General features: G+C 58.7%; 15 protein-coding genes, 2 tRNA genes and 4 pseudogenes. 8 read left to right on the plus strand and 13 right to left on the minus strand.

The annotated features are described in order from the left end of the window. Positions 1 to 10: 10 nt before the first annotated feature. From AACL53_RS13595 to AACL53_RS13630, 8 genes are all read right to left on the minus strand, one after another. The gene (locus tag AACL53_RS13595; protein ID WP_339085064.1) at positions 11 to 796 is read right to left on the minus strand and encodes a sugar phosphate nucleotidyltransferase; all 786 of its coding nucleotides are present in this window, start codon (positions 794 to 796) and stop codon (positions 11 to 13) included. Between the two features lie 536 nt (positions 797 to 1,332). Then, complete coding sequence (locus AACL53_RS13600; protein ID WP_339085066.1) at positions 1,333 to 2,235, minus strand: NAD(P)-dependent oxidoreductase; 903 nt, start codon at positions 2,233 to 2,235, stop codon at positions 1,333 to 1,335. Between the two features lie 217 nt (positions 2,236 to 2,452). Continuing rightward, positions 2,453 to 3,421 carry a hypothetical protein gene (locus tag AACL53_RS13605; RefSeq protein ID WP_339085067.1) on the minus strand — a complete coding sequence of 323 codons (969 nt, stop codon included), beginning with the start codon at positions 3,419 to 3,421 and terminating at the stop codon, positions 2,453 to 2,455. A gap of 395 nt (positions 3,422 to 3,816) precedes the next feature. Then, the gene (locus tag AACL53_RS13610; protein WP_339085068.1) at positions 3,817 to 4,998 is read right to left on the minus strand and encodes a glycosyltransferase; all 1,182 of its coding nucleotides are present in this window, start codon (positions 4,996 to 4,998) and stop codon (positions 3,817 to 3,819) included. A gap of 41 nt (positions 4,999 to 5,039) precedes the next feature. Next, positions 5,040 to 6,008 (minus strand): hypothetical protein, encoded by a 969-nt coding sequence (locus tag AACL53_RS13615; protein WP_339085070.1) that lies wholly within the window; start codon positions 6,006 to 6,008, stop codon positions 5,040 to 5,042. A 311-nt stretch (positions 6,009 to 6,319) separates the two neighbouring features. Beyond that, positions 6,320 to 7,585, minus strand: a complete 1,266-nt coding sequence (locus AACL53_RS13620; RefSeq protein ID WP_339085072.1) for a class I SAM-dependent methyltransferase — start codon at positions 7,583 to 7,585, stop codon at positions 6,320 to 6,322. A gap of 432 nt (positions 7,586 to 8,017) precedes the next feature. Beyond that, positions 8,018 to 9,367, minus strand: coding sequence for an NAD(P)/FAD-dependent oxidoreductase (locus AACL53_RS13625; RefSeq protein ID WP_339085073.1), 1,350 nt, complete (start codon positions 9,365 to 9,367; stop codon positions 8,018 to 8,020). A gap of 719 nt (positions 9,368 to 10,086) precedes the next feature. Further along, positions 10,087 to 11,205, minus strand: a complete 1,119-nt coding sequence (locus AACL53_RS13630) for an NAD(P)/FAD-dependent oxidoreductase (RefSeq protein WP_339085074.1) — start codon at positions 11,203 to 11,205, stop codon at positions 10,087 to 10,089. Between the two features lie 87 nt (positions 11,206 to 11,292). Here AACL53_RS13630 and AACL53_RS13635 point away from each other — a divergent pair, with 87 nt between their 5' ends. After that, positions 11,293 to 11,781: a hypothetical protein gene (locus AACL53_RS13635; RefSeq protein ID WP_339085075.1), complete on the plus strand. Its 489-nt coding sequence runs from the start codon at positions 11,293 to 11,295 to the stop codon at positions 11,779 to 11,781. Positions 11,782 to 11,870: 89 nt separating this feature from the next. On the opposite strand, the gene AACL53_RS13640 is transcribed toward AACL53_RS13635, so the two are convergent. Continuing rightward, positions 11,871 to 11,945 (minus strand) — tRNA-Gln (locus AACL53_RS13640). 443 nt (positions 11,946 to 12,388) lie between these two features. Here AACL53_RS13640 and AACL53_RS13645 point away from each other — a divergent pair. The 3 genes from AACL53_RS13645 to AACL53_RS13655 all read left to right on the plus strand — a co-directional run bounded on the left by AACL53_RS13645 (position 12,389) and on the right by AACL53_RS13655 (position 15,022). After that, a tRNA-Pro gene (locus AACL53_RS13645) sits at positions 12,389 to 12,465 on the plus strand. 217 nt (positions 12,466 to 12,682) lie between these two features. Then, positions 12,683 to 13,615 (plus strand): glycosyltransferase family 2 protein, encoded by a 933-nt coding sequence (locus AACL53_RS13650; protein ID WP_339085077.1) that lies wholly within the window; start codon positions 12,683 to 12,685, stop codon positions 13,613 to 13,615. A gap of 261 nt (positions 13,616 to 13,876) precedes the next feature. After that, a complete protein-coding gene (locus tag AACL53_RS13655) occupies positions 13,877 to 15,022 on the plus strand; it encodes an acyltransferase (protein ID WP_339085079.1) in 1,146 nt (381 codons plus the stop codon). Here AACL53_RS13655 and AACL53_RS13660 read toward each other — a convergent pair. From AACL53_RS13660 to AACL53_RS13670, 3 genes and pseudogenes are all read right to left on the minus strand, one after another. Beyond that, complete coding sequence (locus AACL53_RS13660; RefSeq protein WP_339085080.1) at positions 15,000 to 15,317, minus strand: hypothetical protein; 318 nt, start codon at positions 15,315 to 15,317, stop codon at positions 15,000 to 15,002. The two genes, AACL53_RS13655 and AACL53_RS13660, sit on opposite strands and share 23 nt — an antisense overlap. A 788-nt stretch (positions 15,318 to 16,105) precedes the next feature. Beyond that, a pseudogene (locus AACL53_RS13665) lies at positions 16,106 to 16,405 on the minus strand (DUF2793 domain-containing protein); the annotation flags it as partial. A 306-nt stretch (positions 16,406 to 16,711) separates the two neighbouring features. Next, positions 16,712 to 16,975: pseudogene (locus AACL53_RS13670) on the minus strand (DUF2793 domain-containing protein); the annotation flags it as partial. A gap of 201 nt (positions 16,976 to 17,176) precedes the next feature. Between AACL53_RS13670 and AACL53_RS13675 the strand changes: the two are divergent. Beyond that, positions 17,177 to 18,184, plus strand: coding sequence for an NAD-dependent epimerase (locus AACL53_RS13675; RefSeq protein ID WP_339085081.1), 1,008 nt, complete (start codon positions 17,177 to 17,179; stop codon positions 18,182 to 18,184). 118 nt (positions 18,185 to 18,302) lie between these two features. On the opposite strand, the pseudogene AACL53_RS13680 reads toward AACL53_RS13675, so the two are convergent. Next, positions 18,303 to 18,674: pseudogene (locus tag AACL53_RS13680) on the minus strand (SDR family oxidoreductase); the annotation flags it as partial. 12 nt (positions 18,675 to 18,686) lie between these two features. Here AACL53_RS13680 and AACL53_RS13685 point away from each other — a divergent pair. The 3 genes and pseudogenes from AACL53_RS13685 to AACL53_RS13695 form a co-directional block, all read left to right on the plus strand. Next, positions 18,687 to 19,181, plus strand: a pseudogene (locus tag AACL53_RS13685) (helix-turn-helix domain-containing protein); the annotation flags it as partial. Next, a complete protein-coding gene (locus AACL53_RS13690; RefSeq protein ID WP_339085082.1) occupies positions 19,178 to 20,461 on the plus strand; it encodes an FAD-dependent oxidoreductase in 1,284 nt (427 codons plus the stop codon). The pseudogene AACL53_RS13685 and the gene AACL53_RS13690, both read left to right, overlap by 4 nt. Before the next feature lie 80 nt (positions 20,462 to 20,541). Continuing rightward, positions 20,542 to 21,450 (plus strand): MBL fold metallo-hydrolase, encoded by a 909-nt coding sequence (locus AACL53_RS13695; protein WP_339085083.1) that lies wholly within the window; start codon positions 20,542 to 20,544, stop codon positions 21,448 to 21,450. The last annotated feature ends 13 nt before the right edge of the window (positions 21,451 to 21,463 follow it).

Below are 21,463 nucleotides of genomic sequence, written 5' to 3' on the forward strand. Positions count from 1 at the left end.
CCGATGTTCCCTATTCGGCGGCATTCGAGTGAATACGCCAGGGCATGCTGCCCTTCTCGACCATCTCCTCCAGCACGCGCTTGTCCTGCAGAGTGTCCATCGCACGCCAGAACCCATCGTGCTTGAAAGCGATAAGCCGTCGCTCCGCAATCAAGCGATTGAACGGCTCTAGCACCAATTCGTCCCCGTCTTGTATGTAGTCGAAGATCTTATTGGAAAATACGAAGTATCCGCCATTGATCCATATATCGCTTTGCTGGTTCGACCGCATGCGGTTGACCAATCCGTCGTCCCCAAATTCCGCAAGGTGAAAGTTGAACGGCGGCCGGACCGCCACGAACAATCCCACGGCGCCGCTTTTTTTCAGGCGATCGATCATTTCGAGGATCGGAGCGTCAGTTAGGCCGTCACTGTAGTTTGCCAGAAAATATTCTTCGTTCTCAACGAGGTGCTTCACAGCCATCAAACGTTGCCCGATGTTGCGCCAAATCCCCGTGTCGACGAGGGAAATACGCCAGTCGGGCGGTCGGGGCCCGAGGACTTCGACTTTTTTACCGAACTCCGAGATGATGCAGTCACTGTAAGCGGAGGGATCGAAATCGCGAAAATATTCTCGGATAACGTTCGCCTTGTAGCCGAGGCACAGGACGAAATCGCGATGCCCGAAATTGCTGTAGTACTGCATGATATGCAATAAAATCGGCTGATGGCCGACTGGGATCATCGGCTTCGGAATCGCTTCCGAATAGTCGCGGATGCGCGTGCCGAGCCCGCCGCAGAAAAGAACGACTTTCATTTTTTTCGCCGTTTGTCCGCAATCATCTTTTTGATTTTTACACCCGCATGTCTTGATATAACCCTACGACAGAAACGGGAATACCGCCCGGCACGCAGCCCGTCAGCCTACAGATCGGGTGCCAATCGACATCATCGTCGGCGCGTAACCAATCCGTCCTGACGTCCGCTTTAACCTGCAGCCTTCCATCAAGCCAACGGGATATATCTTCCGTGCGCAATCTCATCGTCCAATCAAGTCTAGATATAAATTATATCCGGACTCGTTTTCTGGCGAATAATACCTGCCGTTTTGGTAACTCCTAGCAGCCCGGTGTAAGTCAATTCGGGCGTGTCTCCCCCAAACCCTTGAAATTGAGCTGTCCTCGGGACTGTCCGGCTAGCCGCATTGGCTCGGCCCTCCGCAAAAATGAACGCAATAGAACGTCAATGTACGGCCGACCGTCTGATGCTTGGCCTTGCTGGACAGAGCGTGAAGGTGCGAGGCAAAAGAAGGCGTGTTTTTACGACACGACTCGCTTGATCGAAGCGTTTCGGTCAGGCGCGAGCTTGCGCGAATGTCTGCTGACCCCAGGAAATAGTTTTGTCCAGCCCAGCGGCCAAAGAGGTCGTGGGCGTCCAATGCAACAACGATTCCGCCTCTTTCGGATCGCCCAGAACCAATGGATAGTCGTCTTTACTTGGCAGAGCGCCCAGACGGATCAAGTCGGGACGTCCAAGCCGGTCCGCGACTTCGCTAACTAGATCGCGAACTGCGATGCCGGTTCCAGAAACTAGGTCCAGCGATCCGCAGTAATCAGACTCTAGAGCCGCTACCACACCCGAAGCGACATCGCCGACATAAAGATAATCACGAACCTGACGGCCTTCGGAACATTCAGCAGGCAAGCCTCGAACCAGAGCTTTAATTACCGAAGCTACGAGACGGCTATCGTGCTCGCCAGGGCCATACGTGAAGAAGACCCGGGGCCAAATTAGCCCGAGCCCTGTATGTCGAGCATAGGAGGCAAGAGCGATGTTCAAGGATAGCTTGGCTGCGCCGTAGATTGTGGCAGGCCGCATCGGTGTCACGCCGTTGAGGCATATCCCACCCGCCCAGTCATATTCAGCGGAGCTGCCGACCACCAATGCTCGCCTGCCGCCATATTCTTGAAACGTTTGAACGAGGTCCAAACTGGCGCCAAGCCATTTGAGGTTTTCTTTCGACTGCATGACTGCTCCGCGCACGGGGAGCCAGGCAGCATGGATAAGGTGTGTAGGTCGCACCGAGGCGAGCAGATCCCGTACTGCCTGAGCGTCCAAAAGATCGCAACATCGGGTGCCCTGGAATCCAGAACTGGATGTCCCCACGACCTCCCAATTTCGCGAGCGAAGTTGTTCGACAATGTATTGTCCGAGAAATCCAGTGGCTCCCGTTACCAGGACGAGCTTACTCGGCACGGAAAGTCACCATAAGAATACTAGATCTAACATAATGAGTGACAGGGGACCAACGACGCCCCGCGCAACCGCCCAACCATTGTTTCTGTAGACCGACTCACCAAAGCCAAAGCCCGAACCGCGAGCCGTTTGAAGGAAATGCCACTTCGCTGCGGGGTTGCACCTAAACTCGTCGGTCCACTGATGAGGCGAGGGCAGCCGGCGAAGGGCCCCTTAATCACATGCCCACGCCCTCAGGCTTGAATACCAGCATCTCCGGATCGGCCTCTTCGAGCCCACTGTCATACTTGGCGATGTACTCGGGTGGGAAGTCCGCTTCATCGGAGATGCGGCGGAAATCGCGCAATGCAACGCCCTGGCTTGAATCGTCGACGTTCACGGCTCCTATCCCGTCGCGAACGTTGTCGGCATCGACGATACGGAAATCGATGCTGAATCGCGTCTTGCCGGTGACGTTCGCGGTCGTCGAATGCATCTCGTTGGCCGAGAAGAGGACCATGCCTCCCACCGGAAGGACGATCTGCACCGCGCCTGGATGCTCGGGCGCTGCCAGCGGACGGGGAATTCCCCGCTTGTCCTCGCCCTTGCGATGCTGGGCAGCATTCTTGCGGCCGGTCGTGTTCCACTTATACACGTTGAACTCTTCCGACGTGTTCGGCATCGGCATCCGATGATAGTAAGGGTAGAAATCCATCGACGAATGCCGCGACATCGGAAACAGCGGTCCCCAGAACTGGATTTGCTGTAGCGGAGCCGACCACCACGTGTCGCGGTGCAACGGCAGATTCAAGCCAATTCCAGACTTGAGGTATCCGTCGCTGGTGACGACGCGCATTCGCGGAACGTCCAGATAAGTGCGGTTTGCATCGAAGCCAAGCGATTTCAAGTACGCCTTCTGAAGCTCACGTGTCTTCGGATGATGGATGAAGCGCGGCTTGAGAGGTCCGGCGATCTCGACGAAGCGATCGACATCGAGTTCGTGCTGGGCGGTGGTCGGATCAAGCGGATGGAAGGCCTCCTCGACCAGTTCGCGAGCCCAGTTCACGAGCGCAAGGCTCTCCGGTGTCGGCGGAAGAATTATTAGCGCGCCGTTATAAACGCGCATTGTCATTTCGAGAGCGTCGATATCTCCACCCAGCGCAACTTCGATCGCGTAATTGTCGGACTCGCGCAAATGCGTCGTCATGCAATTAGGCCCCTTACCAACAATACTCGGACCCAAGTCCCGAATAATCCAGGTGTATCGCACGACTCGGACGACCGGCAATTGATTTCTGTACGCACATCGAGGGAAGGTTAAAACAACTGGCGTTGCTGAACCACAAGCGCAATGCCCTGCAAACGTCCTGCACTATCTGAACGAGCGGGTCTCACAGCAGTCGGCATCCATTGAACGGAGTGACCATCCATGTGCGAAGTGATGTTGGCATTCTTGATGTTGCGCGCGAATGAGCGATGTTCAGTGTTCGCGCTAAGTGTTGTTTGACTACCTATTCGAAATCACTCGAATCCTGATGCGGGCTGCGGCGGGACTCGCGCAAAGCGCTGTGCTGGCTCAATGCACCACCGAAGGCTTGCGTCTCATGGACTCGCTGCGCACTCTTGGTTGACAACCGCCGGTAGCGATGTCCGGCGTACGATCTCATCGAGCCGCTGCGCACGCGCCTGCATTTTCTCAGTCGGCGAAAGACCGAGCACGTCGAGCACCGTCATTATTCGATGCAGCCAGTCATGCCTCGCGGCCGCCATCTTGATATTGTTTTGCCGGATCGAGAGCAGCCGCTCAGGGTCCCTGTCCAGGCCGGCAAGGATGTCGGCGATATCGGGTGCGTCGAAGGGCGCGTGAATCACAGCGTCCGGCCAATCAAACTGCCGCTTGAATTCCTCGCTGCGCGGGGCATCTCCGATGAGCACCGTACCGGCTGCGGCACCCTCATAGAACCGGGCAGAGACCTCCTCCCGGCCAAGCGTGAATTGAGGTCTGTTTACGTAGCCACGGTGGGCAAGGAAGTAGCGACTGCGCTTGAGAATTGCGGATAACATTCGACGATGCTCCGCCGCAACGTCGACCCGGAATGTGCGATCCTTCAGATCGCTGCCGCTGGCTGCCACGGTGTCATAATAATAGAAGCTCTGCCGCCGCTCCGCATCATCAAGCAGCGCCTGGTGCGTGATCGGCGAGCGCCGTCCGATGTTGCAGACGTCGATCGGGCGAGGCTGGTCGAGCGATGCCGGCGTGAAGCGCAGAACGTCACTAGCTATTGGAAGATATGTGCAGGGCCGGCCGCTGATGCGCGCCACTTTCTCCACGGCATTGAAGTGCCCGATGAAAATATGATCGAAGTCGGACAGAAGCTCGAAGAGGTATTCCGGCAGCATGTCAGACCAGACCTCGGCGATGAAGCAGGCCGCCTTGCGGCAGTGCTGGCGCCAATTCGGGATCGAGGCAAGCGCGTACAGTTCATAGCTGTGGGAGAAGACCGGGAAAAAGAGATCGTAGTCCTGCTCGAGCATCACCTTGCCCCGTGGATAAGGCGCAAGCTGACGGGCAAGCCCCGGCGAGCCCGACGCCAGGCGCCCGAGCTTGTATGCGCGCCGCGAGAATTCGAGAGCCGGCAGATCGGTCACGTCGATCCGCTGGGCGTCCGTAACGGCGGACCAAATGTCCTCGAACTCGTAGGTGAGACAGTACGCGGCAAGGCGAGCGATACGCCGTTGCGACAGCAACAGAACCTTATGCACGTCCGCCCCTTTCGAGCTCATCTCAGTTCATTGCTCCTAATTCCCACATTCTCGCCGCCTTGCTATTTCGGCGCAGCCACCCTCTCCAGCCAGAACTCGCGCCAGTACGGATAGATCTCCCGCGGGCAGAACCAGCGGCAAACCGCATAGTCACCTGAGCAGACTACGCCCTCCAGCGTGACTGACGCCATCTTGGGCGTCAGCATCTTGCCGTTTGGTTCATGAACAAAGCGCGAGATGCGCTGCCGAACGCGATAGACCTTGCCGCAGTGTGGAAACATATCCTTGTCGAACCACATCCCGAAGCTTCTGCCATCGGACGTCAGGGTGCGCGCGATCTCCTCCTTCGACTTCACCCGGACCCATTCGCCGGGTTGCAGGTCAAGTGCCGGAAACCGCTCGTCCTTGCTCGCCGTGCCGGGTAGATGGATCTCGGGCACGAGGCCCAATTTGCGCTTAGGCTCGGTGATGGCGGCGCGCGTAGTCACCGTCAGAAAATGCCTGAACGAGACGTTCCCCGAGGTGTACTCATTGATGTAGGGGCCCGGATTCCAGAGGTTCAGAAGCTCCGTGCATTTCGGCAGCTCGGTGTTCTGGCAGACGTAGGTGATCTCAGTCTTTCCATTCGCTTCGCTCTCCGAGCGCGTATACGGCTGGGTCCGCTGCCGCAGCAGCTCGACATCCTCGTGCGGAAACGGCGGCGACGCCGGCATATCCGGCACAACGCGCCGCAGCCACGCCGTCTTCCAAAAGATGCGGCACGCTGCCTGGCAGCCGTCGTGCCCCGATCCGTCGCAGCGCACGTCGCCCAGCAGAACGCCGTCGGGTAGACGGCGGCTGCCGCTGTAGTTCACGGTATCGCACAGCTTGTCGGCACGCGCCCTCACTGGGAAGCGCTGGCCGCAGAACTGAGCCATCTCGGGCATGAAGGGAAGCCCTTCGTACCGTCCTTGCGCATCGAGTGTGGCGAGAATCTCACCCGGACTCTTCACCTCGACGAGATCGCCTCGGTGCAGTTCGAGATTTTCCATTAGATCCTCCTGCACAAGCTTGATGGCAACGCAACCGGGAGCGGAGACGGCGGCATTCTCACTGGCGAGCCGACAGGGCGGAGCGCAGAGACCCACGAAATTTGCCTCCGTAGCATGCCGGCGAACGCGATGACCGCGGTCGCAAAGCATGGCCCAGAAAGAGCGCCTCGCACGGTACGCTGCGCTGCCTCCGGCTCGATCACCTCGGACGCAAGCCCCAGAGCTTGGCCGAATGTCAGTTCAATCTCCAGAAACTGCAATCGCCTCGGCGGGAGCTTCGACATGGTGAGCCGACTCTTCCTGGGTTTCCATTAAGTAATGCTCTTGGGATCGATCACGGCAAGAGTCGGAATTGGCACAACGAACTTTGCTCCCCATTCCCCCACGTGACGCATTTGCTTGACGATCTCGTCTTTCAGATTCCACGGCAGGATCAGCAAATAATCGGGCCGGGCCTTGTCAATTTCTTCGACCGAAAGAATTGGGATATGCATGCCCGGTGTGAAGCGCCCATGCTTGTAAGGATTGCGATCCACCGTAAAGTCCAGGAAGTCCGTGCCGATGCCGCAATAGTTGAGCAACGTATTGCCCTTACCCGGTGCACCGTAGCCGCAGACACTTTTGCCCTCTTTCTTGGCGTTGATCAGGAAAGTTAGCAGCTCACGCTTCGTCCGCTGCGCTTTCGCGGAAAATGCGCGATACCCTTCGACGCTGCAGAACCCGAGTTGTTTCTCTCGCTCGATCAGCGCCGTCACCCGTGAGCTGACTTCATGCCTTGCGGCGGCGTGAGCGAGGTAGACTCGCAATGAGCCGCCGTGCGTGGGAAGCTCCTCCACGTCGAAACACCGCAAACCATGCATACGCGCAAGCCGTTCGACAACGACTGCCGACAGGTACGAGAAATGCTCGTGATAGATGGTGTCGAATTGATTCTCCTCCATCAAGCGCTCAAGATGGGGAAATTCGAAAGTAGCTACTCCGTCCGGCTTGAGGAGCTGCGCCACACCTCCGACGAAGTCATTGATATCCGGGACATGGGCGAGAACGTTATTGCCGACGATGAGATCGGCTGCGTAGCCCTCGTTTGATAGGTATTTTGCGAGATCGACGCCAAAGAACTCTACTTTTATCGGTATCCCTTTCGACTGAGCAACCTTTGCGACATTGGCTGCCGGCTCGATGCCGAGGACCGGCACGCCGAGAGGTCCGAAGTGCTGAAGAAGATAACCGTCATTGCAGGCAATCTCGACCACCAGGCTGTCGCCGCCCAGTTGGAGCCTCTTCGTGATCATCTCGCAATAATTTTTTGCGTGAGCGATCCACGAGGTGGAATAGGACGAAAAATAAGCATACTCGGTGAAAATATGATCCGGCCGGACGTACTCGCTGAGCTGCACCAGGAAACATTTATCGCAGACGAAAACGCGGAGAGGATAATAGGGCTCCATTGAATCGATCTGGTCGGCCGGCACAAAACTCTCGCACAACGGCGACATGCCGAGATCGACGAAAATGTGGTGCAGTGGGTTCCGGCAGAGGCGGCATGCGGGTGCTGAGATAGCTGCGTGCGATGTCAAACGATGTTCCCTTGATCCAATTGACGCTTCTAACAGCCCGCCCCATTTTCGCCGACGACCGGGGACCCGATCGTCGAACGAACTCTGCACTGCGGAGAATCGTGGAGTTCACACATTATGGACACCGCTCCGGGCAGCAGCACCGAAGCGCCGGTGTACGCAACCTCTACACACCGCCATTGAGTGAATGATCATTAGTCGACACCATTCAGCAATAGCATTCGGCAGTCCACGCGACGCTCAATGCAACGAAGTTCAAATACTCCGCTCACGATCCACCAATTGTCCGCGGACACCGCACGCCGTCGCGGTGCGAATTTGGCTGTACACGTAGTCGTCGTGCTCAAGCAGGTCAACTAAGGGCCAGTGTGCAGGTTAATGGCGACTCATCCGCTTCGATCGTTCCTTTCCAGAAATTCCTCCGCAGTGAGATCAGGCATTGGAAGCGCGCGCGCCAACCGGATCAGGGGAGGTTCGCAGACCGCCGAGCGCCTTCTCGGCCGCCCGCTCTCCACTCAGGAACGCCTGATCTGTCCAGGCATGATCCCAATCTCCGTAGCGGCCACAATAGATAACCCCTATGTCGTCTAGATAACCGTGCACGGTCGCGATCGCTTTCCGACGATCAAGATCGAAAATGACATTCCCGTACGGAATGATGGCGGCGTCCTTCAGCATGATAGTGTCGCTGTCACGAATGAAGCCGCAGCGGCGCAGGTCGGCAATCGCCGGTTCGATCAGATCCTGCGGGTCGCCCGTGAACGGCTTGTACTTGTCCGAGAAGTAGTATTCCGCCTGGATCGTCCCGCAACCCGGTGGCGCGTTGTTATCCGAAAACATGTGGGGCAGGTTCACGCGCGAGAACTTGATGTCGGTGTCGTAGAAATAGGTAACCCCCGTTTCCGAAAGGTCGGCACGATCGATGCCCAGATTGACCAGCACCGTTCGCGTGAATGCGAGCTTGCCGGCTGCGTCCAGCACGTCTTGAGGCGCGCCTTCGATCAGCGGGATCAGATCGGGCAGCGGGATCGATGAGATGACCTGGTCGTAGCCAACCACGGTTCCGTTTTCGAAACGCAGCGTTTTCTGCTTCGGGTCGAGATTGACCAGCCGGTGATTGACCTTGAGCTGAAATCGCTTAGCCATCGGGTCGAGGTAGCTTTGGAAGCCGCCCGTCGTCGGGTAGCGAAATTTGTCGACGTAGTGGGCACCGGCGACTTCCATGCCGCCGAGAGCGCCGCGCAGAACCTCCTCCAGGCTCGGACGGTACATGCGCGGACCGACCCAGTCGGTCGTCAGCTGATCCATCGTGACGGTGTGATATTTGTGGCCGTAGACGAGCGGGAACGTCTCGGCGATCGTCTTCCCGTATGTCGCGAGCAGCCATTCCGCATATGTGGCGCCGGGCTTCGGCTCGACGTTCTGGACCGCGACGAAGTCTGCGATGGCCTTGGTGACGAAATCCGGAGGGAGCCCACGCAAGTTGCATTGGACGGGATGCTTTATACGGTAACCCTGCCAGTAATTGTCGATCTTGAAGGTTCGCTCTTCGAACTTGCCTTCGACGCTGTCTGCAAGGACATCCGCCACGTGGCCGTTCTTGGTGAAAGAGATATGTCCTCCCTCGTCGAAGACAAATCCGCTCTTATATCGAAACGACCTCGTGTGACCGCCGAGAACAGCATTCACATCGTAGCAGACTGCAGGAACGGAGGCCCCATCAAGCGCATGACATGCGCCGAAACCTGCCATACCACTTCCGAGCACAGCAATGGGTTGCACGTCATTTCCTCCTTCTTGAGCGACCACCAATTCGACGGGATTGCCGCCAATTGCCGAGTTTCAACACTAATTCCCTTTCGATTTGAAAATCCTTGATGTACTGATTCAATTCAATCCCCTCCGTACCATTCGATCGCCTTACGAATGCCGAGTCGTAGTCGGCGACCAATTAATTGAAAGCTCCAATTCCGCTGTTTTCGCCGCGCCGATAGCTCTAATGGGCCAGCCATTCTCTCCACAAGGTCTCCCGTAGCAATTATCGAGCCAGACCTGCGATGTCGACGGAATTTCCGTTAACGGCAGGATCGATCGCGAGTTCGGCTCGACAAACAAGCCGACCGTGACCATCCGGCTAACGCCCGTCCGAGCAAGCGCGCACAGAAGATTTACCATCGTTGAAGGTTGTTCAGAAAAGCGAATCAGCAAGTCATTATTCACGAGGTCAGCAAGGCATATTTATGCGTTGAGGTCGAAGGTAACTTCGAAAGTCAACGAGAGAATGACGCTAACATTGGAGCGCAATTGGCAGTGGGGGCGAGTCGAGGTAACACGCCGTAGCCACTGATCGCCTCGGTTTTCGTCCCTGATTTACGGGGCGTAGCCAAATTCGCCATTTGCGAAGACTGAAAGTCTCCCTCGCGAACAATAATTGCAACTCGAAATCTCCGTCGGCTTTGAGGCCGAAAACATCCCAATCGACTTTTGACAAGTCTCGGATTTCAAGCGAGGAGGCGGGCCACGTTGGCCCCAATCGCCAGCGACGACGTGAGCCCCGGGCTTTCGATGCCGTATAGTCCCACAAAGCCCCGAATTCCGTGCTGCTGTTCGCCGTGGATCGCAAAGTCGGCGGGCGGCATGCCATTCGAATAAATCTTCGGACGGATTCCGGTATAGGCGGGGACGAGCGCGCCTTCGGGGAGCCCCGGCCAATACCGCTTTATCTCTTTCGCGAAAATCTCGCGCCGCGCGTCCGCGTCGACAAACGCGTAATCAATGTCGTCCTGCCAAAATATGTCGGGCCCAAATCGTGCCCCGCCCGATATATCGAGCGTCAAGTGGATGCCGAGCGCGTCAGGCGTCGGCATCGGATAAATGAGGTGCTTGAAGGGCGCCCGCGCCGACAGTGCGAAGTAATGGCCTTTTGCCGGATAGAGGCTCGGCACCACGTATTCGGACTTTGCGGGCTGGAGCATTCGTCCGACGCGCGTTGCGCTTAATCCGGCGGCATTGATGAGGCGAGCACACGAGAGTTCGGAGACCTCGCCCGCCGATAGGATGGACAGCTGGAATTCGCTCTCGGTCGTCAGCTTTACGCCGGCGACTTCGGAGTTGAAGGCGATTTGGCCTCCGGCGTCGAGAAGCCGGGTTTCGAGCGCTGCCATGAACAGGTGGCTATCGATTACCCCGGTCGACGGTGACAAGGTCGCGGCGACGCACCGAATATCAGGTTCGAGCCGTTGGACTTCCGCTGCCGTCAAACGGGTGAGATCGTGCACACCGTTGCGCGCCGCCCTTTCCTCGATGACTGCGAGCTGTGCGATCTCCGCTTCGCTCGTTGCGACGAGAAGCTTGCCGCAACGGTTGACCGGCACCTTGTAGTCTTCGGCGAATGCGTAGAGGCGTTCGCGGCCCTCGACGCAGAGCTTGGCTCGCAGCGACCCTTCCGGATAATAAATTCCAGCGTGAATCACCTCGGAATTTCTCGAAGACGTCTCGGTGCCGAATGTGTGGTGCCGTTCGAGGACAAGAACGTCCTGTCCGAGGCTCGCGAGTTCGGCCGCGATGGCGAGACCGACGACGCCGGATCCGATGACCACCGTTTCGACTTCGACTGGCATTTTAGGAATGCCTCTCCCGCTTGTTCCGAGCTGCCACCGGATCGTGGATGGATTTGCCCGGGAACACAAACGGCTTTCGCGACTATCGTGAAAGGCGAAGATTCAGGCCCAAAAACCAACGCTCAGGCGGGTCATTATCCTCGTGAGCTCAACCACGTGATGCGCCGGGCCATGACTGTGTGGGTCGATCACGTCGACGCGCTGCTCGAAAACAGCGGACAGCCTGATTTCATGGGCATCGTGTTCGACGATTGGGTGACGAAGCCTTCTTATCGCGAGGCAATCGCCAACCGGCTAGGCTTCAAAGCTGTCGCGCAACCGAGAGCTTCGCGCGCTAAGGCCGGAGGCGGAAGCTCGTTCGACGGTCGCGCCCAGGTCGCCGGAACGGACCCAAGCTCGCTCTTGCAGCGCAGCCAGCGGTTGAGTCCTGCGGAACGCGATTTATTGGAGCGAGTTCTGGCGGACGCGGCGATCGTCGAAGCCCAGCGCAAGTTGCGTGCGTTTCTCCAGAGCGAAGAGCGCCTCAAAGAAACGTCAAGCGATGCAGGTCGCTCACATGCCGGCGAGCCCGGATGACGGCGATGCCGAAGTTGTAAGGGCTTGTTTTCAGGGACTTGAGGCGCTGATCGATCGCCCGCCGCGCCGTCGCTCCGACACATTGAAAATGGCTGGGATGCCAGGATTCGAACCTGGGAATGGAGGAATCAAAATCCTCTGCCTTACCACTTGGCGACATCCCAACGCGGAGACGGGGCGATAGCAGTGTTTAAGCCGGGTATCAAGGTGCACTTGCGGGCGGCGATTTGATGCACAACGGCCCAGCAAAGCGATCTGGCGCCCGGCCTGTTGCTCATCCCGCCATCGGTATTTTCAGAAGAATGGCATGCGGCAGCGCCGCTCTAATCGGTCGAGATCGGCGCTCGTTTGAACGTGCTTTGCCCAAGTGCATTCGTGTCGCGATACGAGCGGCGCCGTTGAACTGCCCTTGCGCTTGCCGCCGCATACCAGTCGTCGGTCGCTTCCCTGTTCCACTCCCCCATAAAAGCTGTCCGGGTTGTTGCACGAGGAACCTGCAACATTCCGCGAAGAGGCGCTTGCGGGACGTGATCGGGGTCGCTATAACCCCGGTCTCCCTGGTGCCCCTGCGGTGCCGGGGGAAGCCTTTATTAGGCTGACGGTCGGGCGGAGCGTAGCGCAGCCTGGTAGCGCACTTGCTTCGGGAGCAAGGGGTCGGAGGTTCGAATCCTCTCGCTCCGACCAGTTTCCTTCGAAACCATTGAGGTGGGTTCGCAAGATCGGGCTTGCGGTTCGGGCCCGATGGGCTTTTCGGACTTCATTTCTGTTGTAGAGGCCGGCGCTATTTCGCGGCACGGCTTGCTTGCCCAACGGCGATTATCCGCATCTTACGATGGCCGGTTCCGGGACCCGTGATATCGTGAATGCGGGCATATCCGCCTGGCCGCGCTAAGGATCACGCATGAGGGGGTTGATTTCCCGCTTAACTCGGCAGCTTCGCGGCTGGCCAGATCCGAGCGTCACGGCTTGCCTGATCATCAAGGACGAAGGCCGGTATCTGCCCGAATGGATCGCTCACTACCTCGCGCTCGGGTTCGATCGCATCGTCGTCTATGACAATGATTCCGGACCCGACACGCTGGCCGTCGAACGCATCTGCAGCCAGCAAGACGCGCGGATCACCGTCATCCCCTGGCCCGACGTTCCGTCGCGATTCTCACAAATAACGGCTTACGAAGATGCGCTCGCGCGCTGCGCGACCGATTGGATCGCATTCTTCGACACAGACGAATTCCTCGTTCTCAAAAAGCACGCCTCGATCCAAAGCTATCTCAAATGCGCGCCGGTCGATGCCGGTGCCGTCTGCATCAACTGGGTCATATTCGGCTCCAGCGGAGAAGCTCGTTATCGGCCCGAGTTGGTCGCTCGACGGTTCCGCCGATGCTCACTAACGGCGAGCATCAATCAACATGTCAAAAGTATCGTGCGAAAGGCGGGCGCAAAGCGCATGTCCCATTGTCACTCGCCCAAATTGAGGAAACGCTTCAGATTCGTTGATGGCGAGCTGAAACCCATCACGCTCGAACAGCGCGCTTTCAACGCGAACTACACATATGAAACGGCGCAGCTCAATCATTATGTCTTGAGATCGCGGGAAGAGTATCAGTGGAAGGTGGAACGCGGGAGTCCCGAACCCCAAGAGGGAGGATTCAAGTATCGGAAATTCGCCGATCCTGAAGCCTTCTGGACGCAGCACGATTTCAACGACAGCGACGACGACCGATCGATCGATGTCTGGGTCGACAGGGCGAGCGAACTCAGGTCAAAGTTCGACAGGGCGCTCGGCGAGCAGACACCTGCTATTGAAGTGCGCGCTATTTCGATTTCCCCCTAGTTCTTCCGTCTCATTCGTGCATGGATAATGCGAAGAACGGATGCTCAAGGCACCTTCTTTGAATCGCACGTAAAACAGACGCATCCGCGAATTCGGTTCGCGTTGCTGCGCTGGTCAAAAGCTGGGGGCTCACTCGAACAATGAGACCGAACGAGAGCGGCGCGCGTTGCATTCCGCCGACAATCGCAAGTTATTGCTTCCCGACTGCTATCACCGTTGACGGGCGCCATGCGGCATAAGGAGGATCACGCCTCTTTTCCCATGATCGATGTCCTACGTGGTTTCGCCGCGACCTTCGTCGTGGTCTATCACGTGATGCACTATTTTCCGCTTCCCGGCGCGCCGGCGGGCGGCCCGCGATGGGTCCAGTACGGCTGGACGGGCGTCGACCTCTTCTTCGTCATCTCGGGATTTGTCATCAGCCTTTCGGCTTTCCGAGGCATCGATCGACTTGGATCGACCGGATTCCGAATGGACTTCGCCCGTCAGCGGCTCGCGAGAATAGCGCCGCTTTACTATCTGACCGGGTTTATTTTCGCCGTGACGCTCGTGCCGGCATTGTTCTTCGAAACCAACGCATGGATGAACTGGCTGGCGCACGCCTTGTTCGCGCACAACCTCTTCCCGAAATTCCATGGATCGATTGACGGCGCAAACTGGTCTGTCGGCACAGAGATGCAATTCTACCTGCTTATTCTCTTGGCGGCGCCGTGGCTTCGCAGTGCCAAGTCAATCACAATCGTGATTATCTTTATCGCCATATCGTGGGCATGGCGGCTGACTTCGTACTTCTATTTCGCACCGGAGGTTTCACCTGCCTCATTCGGAATGTTCTTCTTCCAAACGCAGTTGCCGGGCATGCTCGATGAATTCGCCATCGGCATATTGGTCGCCAAGCTCATCCGGTCACCGTCAGATAGCGCTTCGCAACATTTAGCGATGGGGGCGCTGCTCCTTGCCGTCAGTATCGTGGGCATCGCAGCGGTGACGCTGGCAGCAAATCCGCTTGTCCATTACCTCTTCTTCCGAACGTTCCTTGCGAGCGGGTTCGGCGCTCTTTTGCTACTCGCGTGTCATCTTTCGGGAACGATCCTCATGGCGGCGTCGCTTCCCTTTCGATACATCGGCAAGATCTCCTACGGCATTTACCTCTGGCACTTGGTCGTGCTGGTACCGATGATGCAGTTCAAATGGCTGACAGCCGATCGCGCACTTCCCGTGATCCTCGGAAGCACGGCGCTTCTTGCGGCGGTCTCATGGCACTTCTTCGAAAGGCCATTCCTGATGCGATACGGCCGCCGCTCTTACCAGACGGAACCACTCACCGAGCCGAAAACGGACCCGCTTAGTGATGAACGCGAGTTGCCATCCCCTGGCTTGGGATTCAAAGCTCCGGCGGCAAATTGAAGTCGATCGCTTCTGCGACGGCTAAAAGCTCGGTTGCACTCGACGCTGTTCCGGTCGCTTCGGCGTCGATCCGCAACAATGCTTCGCGCACCTCCGCGACTGTGAACGTCCGCGACGGCGCTCTTGCCGTCAATTTCAGCCGCGAGAGCACGTCGAAAAGTTCGACCTCGTTGGCGATACGGGTCACCCTGTCGGACGAATATTCGGAGACATAAGCGCCGACTGCGCTCGACCAAGCCTTGCTCTCGTCGCCGGCGACAATCCAAAACCAATCTTTCGGTGAGTATTCTTCCATCAGTTACATTGTCCTCCTGTCGAGGTGACGCCGGCCGAGCTTCCGGGAAAGTAGCTCGCGCCGCCGCCGCCGGTTTCGATCGTCCCGTTCATTGTCGCGACATAGCGTAGACCGGTTGCGCTTCCTGAGAATGTCAGCGCGCGCATTAGGATACCGCCGCCCCGCGTCACTAGTACGAACTGCGTTATCGCCGGAGTTCCCGTGAGGGTGATCGTGACGCTCTCGCATTGGATCTGGCAGCTATCAGACGCCACCGCGAAGGCGCCCGCGTTCCCTGCGATTGTGAAGGCCCCAACGCATTGAATTTTCGCGCCGGGCGCTGACGCGTTGAGACAGTACGTTGCGCAAGCGCCGAAAATAACGAGCGAGTACTGGACGAGGCCCGCTACCTGCATCCATATCCCGCTGCCGCTCGTTGTCGTCTGCATCGTTACACGGTCAATCTGACACGGCGCAAGGCACGAGAAGCAAGATGCACTCGTCGTCGAAACAATGACCTTCGTGGCGTCGGCGCTCGTCGATGTGAAACGATAGTTGGTCGCGCCTGCCTGCCCGACCTTCTGCCCGACTGTCACGCCGGCCGTATACGTCCCATCGCCAATGCTGATCGTTACCGAGAAGCCGTTGAAATCGATCGTGCGGGCGACGTTTTCGGCTTTTTGGAGTGTTGCGAACGGTGAGCCAATCGACAGCCCGTCGTTCGTCGAGTCGCTGCCGGTGGAGCCGTTGACGTAGTAAGTCCGGTTGGCCGTCAAAACTTCGCGCGGACCGCCCGATTGAGGAAACGTGACTTTCCCCGTGGCGCGATCAATCTTTATAGCTTCGCGCCACGTCGATCCATCGGCGCTGACCTTGAAGTGAAAGTCGTCGTCGCCCGTCAGGCCAATTTCAGCGCGGCCCGAATAGTTCGTTTGATAAAGCTGGCTCGCCGTGTCGCTCGCTGCGGCCTTGTTGATTTTCTGCTGATGTCCGTTGCCGGCGTTATCGAAAAGGCTGGCCTGGCTTTTGATGGCGAGCTTGTTCGTTGCATCCGCGGTCGCGTTGACGCCGACGAGCGGGACATTGCTCAGGTCCCACCATGTCCCATCCTCGCGCAAGTATTTGGCCGTTCCAGCAGTCGCGCCAGGATCGGGGACAAGACCTTTCTTGTGGCTCGCGCCGGAGCCCGTGAAGACATCGAGCAGCGCCGTCGCGTCTGCCGCGCTCAAGTCTTCCGGCGAACCGCTGCCAGAACTCTTTCGGCCCTTGATCGTGCCTGGCGACACATTGGCGAGATCGGCGTTGGCGATGGGTCCCGTAAGGCCGCTGCCCCCGCCTGAACCCGCAAACAGCGACCAGGCCCCTGCGGTGTAGATAAGGAGGGCGCCTTCGTCCGCGACCCAGGCGCTCCAGCCGTCCTTCGGCCTATAGAAGGCCCACGCGCCGTCTTGAAATGCCGCGACCTCGTTGGCGTGGCCGGACCATGCGCCGGTCGGCGACGCGGCGATCAGGAACCTGTCGCCATCGGCCGGGGCCGAGGGCGGCGCCGTCAGCGCCCGGCTTTCGACGGAGAGCTGCACGAGGCAATCGAGCGCGCGGATCGCCTCGTTGTGCGTGACATGCTTTTGCGCCTGGGCGGCCAGGATATAGGGCAGTGCGAGGTTCGGCGTATCGTTCATGTTCACGCTAAATGTCTGCAACGAAGCTCCCACGCAGGAAGATAAGGGCCAGCCAATGGGCGGGGATAAGTTTTTTGGGTGGGGCGCCCGGCGCGGCGTTAAGGCTCGGCTATTGGGCGTGATTGACAGTTTCAGCGGACCTACTAAACCGGGCCTTCGCTATCCCCTCGGGCCAGAAATCAGACAAGGACTCGCTCGCCAATGAAGTTTCTGGTCACTGGCGTTGCCGGCTTCATCGGCTATCACACGGCGGCCCGTCTGCTGGACCGCGGCGACGAAGTCGTCGGCGTCGACAACGTCAACAGCTACTACGATCCGGCTCTCAAGAAAGCGCGGCTGGCGAAGCTCGGGGGCCGAGAGGGCTTTTCGTTCCAGCATCTCGATATCGCCGATCGAGCGCCGATGCATGAGCTGTTCAGGGTGCAGCGGTTCGACAAGGTCATTCACCTCGCGGCGCAGGCCGGCGTTCGCTACGGCAGCGAAAACCCGAGCGCGTATATCGATTCCAATATCGTCGGCACAGAGAACGTTCTCGAAGGATGCCGCCACAACGGCGTCAAGCATCTCGTGTTCGCGTCATCGAGCTCGGTCTATGGCGCCAATACCAAGCTGCCGTTCAGCACGCACGATAACGTCGATCATCCTCTGAGCCTCTACGCCGCGACGAAAAAAGCCAATGAGCTCGCCGCGCACGCGTATGCTCATCTCTACCGACTTCCCGTCACGGGCCTTCGCTTCTTCACGGTCTACGGGCCGTTCGGGCGGCCAGACATGGCGTATTTCTCGTTCACGCGGAAAATTCTCGCGGGCGAGCCGATCGACGTTTTCAACAATGGCCATCATGCACGCGATTTCACGTATATCGACGACATCGTGGAAGGCCTCGTTCGGACAGTCGATCGGATTGCCGAGCCCGATCCGAATTGGAATGCCGCCCGGCCCGATCCCGCCAGCTCGAACGCGCCCTTCCGGCTCTACAATATCGGCAACAACAATTCGATCGGACTGATGGATTTCATCGCTGCGATCGAAAAGGCGACAGGTCGCGAGGCGAAGAAAGTCTTTCTGCCGATGCAGCCCGGCGACGTCGCAAAGACATACGCCGACATCGACGATCTCGCGCGCGATGTCGGCTTCCGGCCCTCGACACCACTTGCCGAGGGCATCGGCCGTTTCGTCGAGTGGTATCGATCGTACTACGGCGTGTGAAGCATCGTTCCAATGTCATCCTCGGGCTTGGCCCGAGGATCCATCAGGCAGCAGGCGCAAGTTGAACCATGGATCCTCGGCATGAAGCCGAGGATGACAGTGGACGTTAGCCGCGCGATCAGAGGTTCACGCCGCCCGAGACTTCGAGGCGCTGCGCCGTCATCCAGCGGTTCTCGTCGGCAAGCAGAAGCGCGATCATCGGTCCGATGTCGTCGGGAACGCCGACGCGCCCTAGCGCCGTCACTGACGCGATGTGCTTGTTGATTTCGGCATTATCGCGCACGAGGCCGCCGCCGAAATCGGTTTCGATTGCTCCGGGCGCCACGACGTTGACGGCGATGCCGCGCGGTCCGAGTTCCTTCGCCATGTAACGCGTCATCACTTCGATAGCGCCCTTCATCGCCCCGTACGCGGCGTATCCCGGCATCGTGAAGCGCGCCAGGCCGGACGAGAGATTCACGATGCGACCGCCATCGGCGATCAGCGGCAGCTCCAAGAACCGCTCGCCGATTGCATAGCGCGGCTCGCGCGATTGCTTTCGACGCCGAACGCCATTTCCGTTCTTTATCCCACGATCATGCGCGAGATCTCGTTCTGGCTGCTGACTGGCGAATACGGCGGCGAGTTCTGCAAGCTCGTCTTGCCCAACAGCCGGACGCGGCGGCTCGCTGAGGCGATCCAAGTCTTGCGCGAGGATTTCTCTCGTCCCATCCGCATCGAGCAGCTCGCCTCCGTTGCACGCATGAGCCCGTCGTCGTTTCATGCGCATTTCAAAATGCTGACGTCGATGACGCCGCTGCAATATCAAAAGCAGCTGCGCCTTCTCGAAGCGCGACGGCTGATGGCGGCCGGCGATATCAACGTGGCAGGCGCCGCGTATCAGGTCGGATATGAGAGCGCCTCCCAGTTCAGCCGCGAATACGCGCGCATGTTCGGCATGTCGCCAAAGCGCGACGTCGTCGATCTCAAATCGTTGGCACTCGGGAGTCCGGTATGATGCTCGAAGCCGGCGCCGCGCCTAGTCCGGAACCGTCAGAACCCGAAGAGGAAACTGCAGCGAAACGCGAGATCAGCACAACGTGCGCCATCGTCGGCGCGGGACCTGCCGGTCTCATGCTCGGCCTTATGCTCGCGCGCGCGGGCCTCGATGTGACCGTGGTCGAAAAGCATGGCGACTTCCTGCGCGATTTTCGCGGCGATACGATCCATCCGTCGACGTTGCAGGTGATGCACGAGCTCGGTCTTGCGGATGAACTTCTGAAGCTCCCGCATACGGAAGCGCGCACGCTGCATGCGGAGGTCGGCGGCAAGGACATCAAAATCGCGGATTTCTCCTGGCTGCCGACGCGGAACCGCTTCATCGCGTTCATGCCGCAATGGGACTTTCTCGATTTTCTGGCGCGCGAAGCGAAGCGCTATCCGAATTTTCATCTGCTTATGCAGAGCGACTTGACGGACCTCATCATCGAAGGTGACCGGATCACCGGGCTTCGTGCAATGACAGCCAAGGGGCCGCTGACACTCCATGCGTCGCTCGTCGTCGGCGCCGACGGGCGCAATTCGGTGACTCGCAAGCTTGCCGGGCTCGAAGTCGAGAGCTTCGGCAATCCGAGCGAAGTGCTCTGGATGAAGCTTTCGCACGCCGCCGGCGATCCGGTGCAGACCATGGGTCATGCGGGGCCGCGCCAGGGCTTCGTGATGATAGATCGCGGCGACTACTGGCAGTGCGGATATATCGTTCGCAAGGGAACATACGAGGACATCAAGGCCGCCGGGATCGATGCTTTCCGCAACATGGTCGCCGCTATCTCGCCGCTGCCGCCGGAGCGGCTCGAGGAAATTCGATCGTTCGACGACGTACAGCTCCTTTGCGTCCGGATCGATCGCTTGAAGCACTGGTGGCGGCCGGGCCTTCTCTGCATCGGCGATGCGGCGCATGCGATGTCGCCGATCGGGGGCGTCGGCGTTAACCTCGCAATCCAGGACGCCGTTGCCGCAGCGAACATTCTTACGGCGCCGCTGAATGAACGCCGTCTTTCCAATGCTCATCTCGCGGCTGTGGAAATGCGCCGCACGTTTCCCACGAAGGCCACACAAAAATTGCAACTGATGATGCGCCGGGATCGTCGGAAACGGGAAGCCGACGAGGCAACGAGATCCGGTCCGCCGGGGTTTGTGCTCGGCATCGCCCGATGGCCAATTCTGGCGCACCTTGCGGGCCGTTTGATCGGTCTCGGGTTTCGTCCGGAACATGTGCGAATTCGCGCGCGGCATTAACCTGCGTCGAATTTCGGGGTATTCGTTGTTTGCCGGTGTTCCCTATAAGCGGGCGATAATTCAACGAGGGGTCACGGGGTTTGGATTCACTTAATTTCAAAACAGAGATGGCCTTCACCTACGGCGTGCCGTCCCCGATGGGACCGGGGGTCATTCGTCTCGTCGCAGACAATCCGAGCCCTTTCACATTCAAGGGCACGAACACCTATCTCGTCGGCTCGACGTCACTTGCCGTCATCGACGCCGGACCGGATAGCGCGGAGCATCGCGCGGCCATTCTGAAAGCGGCGGCCGGCCGGCCGATCACGCACATCTTCTCGACGCATGCCCATCGCGACCACGTCGACGGCATCGCCAAGCTCAAGGCGAAAACCGGCGCCGTAACCGCCGCCTACGCGCGCGATCCCTCCACCGGGAAAATGGCGCTCGAGAACAGTCCCTCGGGAAGCTACTTCGTCGACTACGACTTCATGCCCGATATCGCGCTCAATGGCGGCGACACGATCGCGGGCGCCGATTGGGCGCTGACAGCGATCCACACGCCGGGGCACGCGCCGGATCATCTCTGCTTCGCGCTCGAAGGCCGCCGCGTCGTCTTTTCCGGCGATCATGTGATGGCGTGGAATACGACCGTCATCGCGCCGCCCGAGGGGCGAATGGCCGACTACGTCGCATCGCTCGAAATTCTGCTCGATCGCAACGACGACGTCTTCCTGCCGGGTCACGGCGACCGCCTCAACGATCCGCAGCGGACCGTGAAAGCCTATCTGCTGCACCGGACGTGGCGCGAGAAATCCGTACTCGATGCGCTAACCGGCGGCGCGACGACTATTCGTCGAATTGTCCCCGAGATTTACCGCGGCCTTGCCCCCCAGCTGATCCCGGCTGCGACGCTTTCCGTTCAGGCGCACGTCGAATATCTGATCGAGAAAGGTTTGGTCGCTTCCGATCTGCCTTTGACGCCTGACCGCGACCTTTCTCCGCTTTGAGCTTATTCCGCTT

Source organism: Hyphomicrobium sp. ghe19 (genome assembly GCF_902712875.1).
Lineage (GTDB): Bacteria > Pseudomonadota > Alphaproteobacteria > Rhizobiales > Hyphomicrobiaceae > Hyphomicrobium_B.

Bases quoted from the DNA above. Each gene is read 5' to 3' on its own strand.
- AACL53_RS13650 (WP_339085077.1), top strand. From the start codon at position 12,683: ATGAGGGGGTTGATTTCCCGCTTAACTCGGCAGCTTCGCGGCTGGCCA.
- AACL53_RS13690 (WP_339085082.1), top strand. From the start codon at position 19,178: ATGATGCTCGAAGCCGGCGCCGCGCCTAGTCCGGAACCGTCAGAACCC.
- AACL53_RS13630 (WP_339085074.1), bottom strand. From the start codon at position 11,205: ATGCCAGTCGAAGTCGAAACGGTGGTCATCGGATCCGGCGTCGTCGGT.
- AACL53_RS13610 (WP_339085068.1), bottom strand. From the start codon at position 4,998: ATGAGCTCGAAAGGGGCGGACGTGCATAAGGTTCTGTTGCTGTCGCAA.
- AACL53_RS13615 (WP_339085070.1), bottom strand. From the start codon at position 6,008: ATGGAAAATCTCGAACTGCACCGAGGCGATCTCGTCGAGGTGAAGAGT.
- AACL53_RS13605 (WP_339085067.1), bottom strand. From the start codon at position 3,421: ATGACGACGCATTTGCGCGAGTCCGACAATTACGCGATCGAAGTTGCG.
- AACL53_RS13660 (WP_339085080.1), bottom strand. From the start codon at position 15,317: ATGGAAGAATACTCACCGAAAGATTGGTTTTGGATTGTCGCCGGCGAC.
- AACL53_RS13675 (WP_339085081.1), top strand. From the start codon at position 17,177: ATGAAGTTTCTGGTCACTGGCGTTGCCGGCTTCATCGGCTATCACACG.
- AACL53_RS13595 (WP_339085064.1), bottom strand. From the start codon at position 796: ATGAAAGTCGTTCTTTTCTGCGGCGGGCTCGGCACGCGCATCCGCGAC.
- AACL53_RS13655 (WP_339085079.1), top strand. From the start codon at position 13,877: ATGATCGATGTCCTACGTGGTTTCGCCGCGACCTTCGTCGTGGTCTAT.